At 67.4% G+C, this 6,816-nt stretch carries 7 protein-coding genes; 5 read left to right on the forward strand and 2 right to left on the reverse strand.

What is annotated here, in order from left to right:
- The first annotated feature begins 168 nt into the window (after window positions 1-168).
- Complete coding sequence (locus Q4I23_RS28825; protein ID WP_498528484.1) at window positions 169-543, forward strand: hypothetical protein; 375 nt, start codon at window positions 169-171, stop codon at window positions 541-543.
- Window positions 540-953 carry a hypothetical protein gene (locus Q4I23_RS28830; RefSeq protein WP_498528485.1) on the forward strand — a complete coding sequence of 138 codons (414 nt, stop codon included), beginning with the start codon at window positions 540-542 and terminating at the stop codon, window positions 951-953. The genes Q4I23_RS28825 and Q4I23_RS28830 overlap by 4 nt, the downstream gene beginning before the upstream one ends.
- 73 nt (window positions 954-1,026) lie before the next feature.
- On the opposite strand, the gene Q4I23_RS28835 is transcribed toward Q4I23_RS28830, so the two are convergent.
- The gene (locus tag Q4I23_RS28835; protein WP_498528486.1) at window positions 1,027-2,442 is read right to left on the reverse strand and encodes an aspartate aminotransferase family protein; all 1,416 of its coding nucleotides are present in this window, start codon (window positions 2,440-2,442) and stop codon (window positions 1,027-1,029) included.
- Between the two features lie 208 nt (window positions 2,443-2,650).
- Between Q4I23_RS28835 and Q4I23_RS28840 the strand changes: the two genes are divergently transcribed.
- Window positions 2,651-3,286, forward strand: coding sequence for a glutathione S-transferase family protein (locus Q4I23_RS28840; RefSeq protein WP_498528487.1), 636 nt, complete (start codon window positions 2,651-2,653; stop codon window positions 3,284-3,286).
- A 50-nt stretch (window positions 3,287-3,336) separates the two neighbouring features.
- Here Q4I23_RS28840 and Q4I23_RS28845 read toward each other — a convergent pair whose 3' ends face one another.
- Entirely contained in the window at window positions 3,337-5,085 is a 1,749-nt protein-coding gene (locus tag Q4I23_RS28845) for a putative bifunctional diguanylate cyclase/phosphodiesterase (RefSeq protein ID WP_454018796.1), read from the reverse strand.
- A gap of 458 nt (window positions 5,086-5,543) precedes the next feature.
- Between Q4I23_RS28845 and Q4I23_RS28850 the strand changes: the two genes are divergently transcribed.
- On the forward strand, window positions 5,544-6,383 hold the full coding sequence (locus tag Q4I23_RS28850) for a universal stress protein (protein ID WP_498528488.1): 840 nt from the start codon (window positions 5,544-5,546) through the stop codon (window positions 6,381-6,383).
- A gap of 131 nt (window positions 6,384-6,514) precedes the next feature.
- Window positions 6,515-6,796 (forward strand): hypothetical protein, encoded by a 282-nt coding sequence (locus tag Q4I23_RS28855; RefSeq protein WP_498528489.1) that lies wholly within the window; start codon window positions 6,515-6,517, stop codon window positions 6,794-6,796.
- Window positions 6,797-6,816 lie beyond the last annotated feature (20 nt).

The raw sequence follows: 6,816 nt of genomic DNA on the forward strand, positions 1-6,816 counted from the left end.
CCGTTCGAGGTTGGCGAAGACCCGGTAGCGGCCATCCTGTTTCAGGCTGGCGATCTGGGTGCGGAAAAAGCTCTCGTAATCCATCGCGCGTTCCGTTCGCATTCATCCGAAGGGGCGGGTGCCGTCCGGGCGGTCCAGCCACCGGGCCTAGCACGTTAGGAAGATGGCATGATCGTTGCCGTGTTGCCACCCGGCATTGACCGAGGTCAAAAGGTCTGCCCGGCAAGGAAGCAATTCTCGCCGATCCGCCGCCGCGGGGCCATTCGACCTATGGACGATGGTCCGCGCGGGGCGATTCATGTTCGTCACCCGTCGCGCTGTTGCCGAGGCTGTGAAACACCCTTTCGTCCCTGCATTTCGTTGATGATAGCAAGTGATCGTGAATATTATCAACATATAACGGACAGCAAAGATCAAAGTATCTCCTGTCCGATTGTGCCGAATACCATTGTCTTATTCTTTTACGAACAAGGTCGTATGGACGAAGACAGGGAGCAAGTGAGAGGGTTCGTCAAGCCGTTGATGGGGAGTGTCGTGCGATGAGTGCCGTTCTGACGTTCGACAGCGTGCGTGGCCGGCGAATGTCCGGCCCGGAATTGAGCCATGGTGCCACCGGTCCCGGCGGCAGCAAGGTCATCCCCTTCCGTCCGGCCCCCGCCGCAATGGTCTCCCCGGCGGTCTCCCCGGCGCCGTCTCTGCCGCGGCGTCCCGCGGGGCCGTCCCCGGCCCGCGCCGAGGCGGTGGCCCAGCCGGTGGAGCCCGCGCCGCGGCCGGAGCGTCTGGCGCGGCTGATCTATATGGCGAGCGTGGGCGGCTACATAGCCGTGCGCGAGGACACGCTGGTGCAGTTGGACGGGCGCATGGTCTGGCCGACCGCCGACGCGCTGATCCGCGACGCGGCGGCGGCGGGCGTGCCGGTCTCGTCGCACGTCATCAACACCGCCCGGTCCTGACGCCTCTCATCGAATGAAAAGGGCCGCCCGCGCCGGATGGCGGGGCGGCCCTTTCTCGTCGCGGAACCGGCCGTTACCCGCGCAGGACGGGGATCGCGGCGTCCAGCGCGGTGGTCAGGCGGTCGAACATCAGGTTGATGTCCTCCTCGCCGATGACCAGCGGCGGGCAGACCGCCACGCTGTCGCCCATGGCGCGGATGATCAGGCCGTTCTCCTGGCTCAGCCCGTTCACGACGGCGCCGGCCCGGCCCACCGGATCGAACGGGGTCTTGGTCTCCTTGTCGGCGACCAGTTCGAGGGCGCCGATCAGCCCGACGCCGCGCGCCTCGCCGACCAGCGGATGGTCGGCCAGGGCCTTCAGCCGGCGCTGGAACAGCGGGGCGACGGCGCGGACATGGCCGATCAGGTCCCGCTCCTCGTAGATTTTCAGCGTCTCGATCGCGACCGCCGCCGCCACCGGATGGGCGGAGTAGGTGTAGCCGTGGCCGAAGGTGCCGATCGTCTTGCTCTCCTCGACGCAGGCCCGGTAGACCGCGTCCGACACCATCACGGCGGAGATCGGCAGATAGCCGGAGGACAGCTGCTTGGCGCAGGTTATGATGTCCGGCTGCATGCCCATGGTCTGGCTGCCCCAGAAATTGCCGGTGCGCCCGAAGCCGCAGATCACCTCATCGGCGACCAGGAGGATGTCGTACTTCTTCAGGATCGGCTGGATCTTCGCGAAGTAGGTCGCGGGCGGAACGATGACGCCGCCGGCCCCCATCACCGGCTCGGCGAACATGGCGGCGATGGTCTCCGGCCCCTCGGCCAGGATCAGCGCCTCCAAGCTTTCCGCCAGACGGGTCGCGAAGGCCTCCTCGCTCTCGCCCGGCTCGGCGAAGCGGTAGTGGTGCGGGCAGTCGGTGTGATGGATGCGCGCGATGGGCAGGTCGAAATCGCGGTGGTTGTTCACCAGGCCGGTCAGGCTGGCCGTCGCCACGGTGACGCCGTGATAGGCCTTCACGCGAGACAGGATCTTCTTCTTCTCCGGGCGGCCCAGCGCGTTGTTGTAGTACCAGACCAGCTTGACGGCGGTGTCGTTCGCCTCCGACCCGGAGTTGGCGAAGAACACCTTGGACATCGGCACCGGGGCCAGCTTGATCAGCCGCTCGGCCAGATCGATGCCCGGCTCGTGGCTCTTGTGGCCGAACACATGGTAGGTCGGCAGCTTGCGCATCTGGCGGGTGGCGGCTTCGACAAGACGCTCCTCGCCCCAGCCCAGCGACACGCACCACAGGCTGGCGAGACCCTCGATGTATTCCTTGCCGCTGTCGTCGAAGACTCGCACGCCCTCGCCGCGCTCGATGATCAGCGGGCCCTGGGTCTCGTGCGCGTGCAGGTTGGTGTAGGGGTGGAGGAAATACGCCTTGTCGCGGCTGGCGGCGGAGTTTCCGGCGCCATGATTGTCGGGCCCAGAACTTTCAGTCGCCGCGACGCCCTGTTCGGTCATGATCTCTATCCCTGTGTTCGCTGCCGGAGTCGGTCGTTGCCGATGCTGGTTCGCCGCTGTTGAAAATGTTAAACGGCGCTCCCGATCATAGGCATGGTTGGCCCTCCTGACAAAGCCGGAGAATCGGGGGGTGGGGCGGGCATTCCCATCCTGCATGGCGCCCAGGCCCGTTGCACAAGCTCCGGAGTTTCGGAAGAGAAGGGGAACGATGATCACCTTGTATGGAATGCCGAGCAGCGCGTCGATGGCCCCGCACATCCTGCTGCGCGAGATCGGGCTGTCCTTTGACCTGGTCCTGCTGGACCGCGCCACCGCCGCGCACAAGGCGCCGGACTATCTGCGGCTGAACCCCAACGGACGGGTGCCGACGCTGGTCGACGGCGATCTGGTGCTGTTCGAGGCTGCAGCGATCTGCCTGCATCTGGCCGATTCGCACCCGGCCGCCGGGCTGGCCCCCGCGCCCGGCACGGCGGAGCGCGCGCATTTCTACCAGTGGCTGGTCTTCCTGACCAACACCGTCCAGGCCGACATGCTGGTCTATTTCTACCCGGAGCGTCACGCCAAAGGGGCGGAGGCGCAGGCCTCGGTCAAGGCGATGGCGGAAGCGCGGCTGCTGGAGCGCTTCACGCTGCTGGACCGTCAACTGGGTGATAAGGCGTGGTTCCTGGGCGACCGCTACAGCGCCGTCGATCCCTACCTGTTCATGCTGGCCCGCTGGACCCGCTTCATGGGCACGCCGGCGCGCAGCCTGCCCAACCTCGGCCCCTACCTCGCCCGCGTGCTGGAGCGGCCCGCGGTCATGGCGGCGTTCGAGGCCGAAGGGCTTGGCGCGCCCTATTATTGAAGGGAAAAAGCGATGCCGCTCCGTCTTGAAAACGGAGCGGCATCAGCCGCTCAGCGCGGCACCTGCCAGGGAAGATGCTCGGCCCCGACCAGCCGGTCGGCGTCGGCGGCGGGCATCGGACGGGCGAAATGGTAGCCCTGCCCATAGTCGCAGGCCAGCGCGCGCAGCAGGTTGGCGTCGGCGCTCGTCTCGATGCCCTCGGCGATGACGTCGAAGCCGAGGAGTCGCGCCAGATCCATGATGATGCGGACGATGGCGCGGTTTTCCTCCGACTGGTGCATGGCCATGACGAAGGAGCGGTCCACCTTCAGGCTGTCGATGGGCAGCTTGTGCAGGTAGGACAGCGACGAATAGCCGGTGCCGAAGTCGTCGATGGACATCTTGATGCCCAGCCCGCGCAGGGTCTGCAGCAGGCGGATCGACTGCTCGGCCTTTTCCATGACCGCGCTTTCGGTGATCTCCAGCTTGATCCAGGACGGCTCGGCCCCGGTTTCGCGCAGAACGTCGCGCACCAGCGAGACCATGTCGGGGTCGTTCAACTGGCGGGTGGACAGGTTGATGCTCATGAACAGGTTGGCGGAGCCGGGCAGGCGCTGATCCTGCCATGCGGCGATCTGCCGGCACGCCTCGCGCAGCACCCAGGCGCCCAGCGTGACGATCAGGCCGGTGCTCTCGGCGATTGGAATGAAGACGCCGGGGGGGATGTTGCCGCGCTCCGGATGGTTCCAGCGCACCAGAGCCTCGAATCCGGCCAGACCGCCGGTGACCATCTCGACGATCGGCTGGTAGGCGACCCACAGCTCCTCGCCGCGCTCCAGGGCGCGGCGCAGGTCGTGCTCCAGCCGCACCTGCTCGACGACGCGGGCGTGCATGGCCGGGTCGAACCAGGCGTGGCGCCCGCCGCCCTGCTCGCGGGCGCGGCCGGTGGCGATCTCCGCGTCGCGCAGCACGTCCTCGGGCCGGGTGTGGGTGTCGCAGGAGGCGGCAACGCCGATGCTGGCCGACAGGAAAACCGAGGCGCCCGACGCCGTCTTGGCGGAGCGGACCAGCGACGCGATGGTGGCCAGCCGCTCTTCCACCGCCAGCGGGTCCTGCGTGCCGCCGATCAGCAGCGCGAAGGCGTGGTCGCTGATGCGGGCGATCAGGTCCACCGAACCGGCCCGCACGCTCAGCCGCGTGGCGACATCGGTCAGGATCTCGTTGGCGAAGCTCTGGCCCAGGCTGGTGCGCACGTCGACGAAGCGGTCGAAATCCACGATGACCAGCGTGAAGGGTTCCCCCATGCCGTGGAAATCGGCCATGTGCTTGACCAGCAGGAGCCGGTTCGCCAGCCCGGTCACCGGGTCGTAGTAGGCCAGCCGGAAGAGGTCGTCCTGGGTGCGCCGCCGCTCCGTCATGTTCTGCATGATGACGAAATAGCCGGCGATGGAGCCGTCCGGGCCGCGGTAGGGCGCGTGCACCCGCGTCACGTAGTCGTTGCCGCCGCCGGATCGGGGAAGCCAGCCCTCCACCTGCACCGTCTCGCCGTCCAGCGCGCGCTCAACCGCGGCGCTGTTGTTGCGCTGGGTTTCCGGCCCGAGGATGTCGCCCACCGTGGTCCCGATGAGGGAGTCCAGCTTGCGGCCCATATAGTCCAGATACGCCTGGTTGGCGTAGAGGTGCCGCCGCTGCGTGTCGAGCAGGCCGACCATCGCCGGTATGACGTCGAGAAGCTGCCGCAGGGTGTCGAGCGCCGGAGCCCCGGAAGCGGTGCCGGACAGGGCTGCGGCAAGGGAGGCGAGGTGAGGGTCCGGCTTCATGGGCGGGAATGGTCGAGACACCGTTGGGAAAACCACGATCAACACTTACGCGAAAGAATGCCTGCCCGTCAAAACCAAAGCCGCCGAAGACGGTGGAAAGCATCGCCCCACTATAGTTGCCCGACGACAGAACCGACCTTCATACTCGGGTATTCATGCAAATCACGGTTGATGTTTCGATTGGCGGTGATTGATTTTGCGGCATCGGTGGCGGGCGGGGCCGGAGGCGGCGTGCCGATCCGTGCCGGACCACGGCAGGTTGCCGGGGCTGCGAAAGGCCGCGAATGGTCGAATCCTAGGCCGGCGATCGGACCGGCGGCGCGCGCAGATGCGTCATGCCAGCGTTCCCTATTCTGACCATCGTCAGAGAGGGCCATGCCGGGCTATAATTTCGACCAATGCGCGAGAAGAGGTGGTGCACAACGATCGCCCACCCGCGCGAGCGAGGGAGAATCGCCATGGCACTCAAGGATCTGCTGGTGGTCGTCGACGACACCGCCGCCGCTGCGGCGCGAATCGATGCCGCCGCCCAACTGGCCGCGCGCACCGACAGCCACATCACCGGCCTCTACCCCATCGTTCCGCTGACCCTGCCGGGCTATGTCGAGGCGGAGCTGCCGGACGAGGTGCGCGCCATGCAGCGCGGCTACACCGAGAACCAGACCGCCAGGGCGGAGGCTCTCTTCACCGACGCGGTGCGCCGCAACGGCCTGACCGACCACTCGGAATGGCGGATCCTCTATGGCCACCCGACGGACAGCGCGGCGCTGCATGGGCGCTACGCCGACGTGGTGGTGATCGGGCAGGCCGACCCGCACCGCGACCGTGACCGCCCGATCGCTCTGCCGCAGGATCTGGTGTTCGAATGCGGGCGTCCGCTGCTGGTCGTGCCCTACGCCGGCTCTTTCCCTCACATCGGGGAGCGCGTGCTGGTGGCCTGGAACGGCAGCCGTGAAGCGGCCCGCGCGGTGGCCGACGCGATGCCCATCCTGACCGCTGCCAAGCGCGTGGTGGTGATGGCCGTCAACCCCAAGGCCGGTCCTGCCGGCATCGGCGACGAGCCGGGCGCCGACATCGCCAAGCATCTGTCGCGCCACGGCTGCCGTGTGGAGGCCACCCACATCGTGACCGACCAGATCGATCCGGGCGACACGCTGCTGAACACCGTCGCCGACGAATCCTGCGATCTTCTGGTCATGGGCGCCTATGGCCGCTCGCGGCTGCGCGAACAGGTGCTGGGGGGCATGACCCGCTACATGCTGGAGCACATGACGGTTCCGGTCCTGATGAGCCATTGAAGCCATTCGGCCATACGGCCGTCCGGGAATAGTCCGGCAGGGCCGCCTGTTCATCCCAGTGAGGCGGCGCCGGGCTTCGGCCGACGGACTTCGGTCGAGGGGCGCCGCCGGACCTGCGAAGGAAGGCCGGCATGAGCGCGCTGATCCCCACGTTCCTCCACCGCATGCGTCCTCCGGGCGTGGCCGCGGTGTTCCGTCCGGCGGCCCGCATGGCGGTGCTGGGCATGGCCGGTGCGCTGGCGCTGGCCGTTCTTCCAACGGCGGCGGACGCGCATGGCCCGCGTGACCGCGGCTCCTGGTATGGCGGTTCTCCCTATGGCGGTCCTTCGGTGATCGTGCCGCCGCCGGGAAGCCGGGTGATCGTCGTGCCGGGCTACCGCCCGCCGCCGCCCCTGTCTCTTATACACATCTGACGCTGCCGACGATTATACGC

This window comes from Azospirillum sp. UFLA03-27, assembly GCF_059803775.1.

Coding starts and splice junctions, on each gene's coding strand:
- Q4I23_RS28825 (WP_498528484.1), top strand. CDS start 169: ATGATCGTTGCCGTGTTGCCACCCGGCATTGACCGAGGTCAAAAGGTC.
- Q4I23_RS28830 (WP_498528485.1), top strand. CDS start 540: ATGAGTGCCGTTCTGACGTTCGACAGCGTGCGTGGCCGGCGAATGTCC.
- Q4I23_RS28835 (WP_498528486.1), bottom strand. CDS start 2,442: ATGACCGAACAGGGCGTCGCGGCGACTGAAAGTTCTGGGCCCGACAAT.
- Q4I23_RS28840 (WP_498528487.1), top strand. CDS start 2,651: ATGATCACCTTGTATGGAATGCCGAGCAGCGCGTCGATGGCCCCGCAC.
- Q4I23_RS28845 (WP_454018796.1), bottom strand. CDS start 5,085: ATGAAGCCGGACCCTCACCTCGCCTCCCTTGCCGCAGCCCTGTCCGGC.
- Q4I23_RS28850 (WP_498528488.1), top strand. CDS start 5,544: ATGGCACTCAAGGATCTGCTGGTGGTCGTCGACGACACCGCCGCCGCT.
- Q4I23_RS28855 (WP_498528489.1), top strand. CDS start 6,515: ATGAGCGCGCTGATCCCCACGTTCCTCCACCGCATGCGTCCTCCGGGC.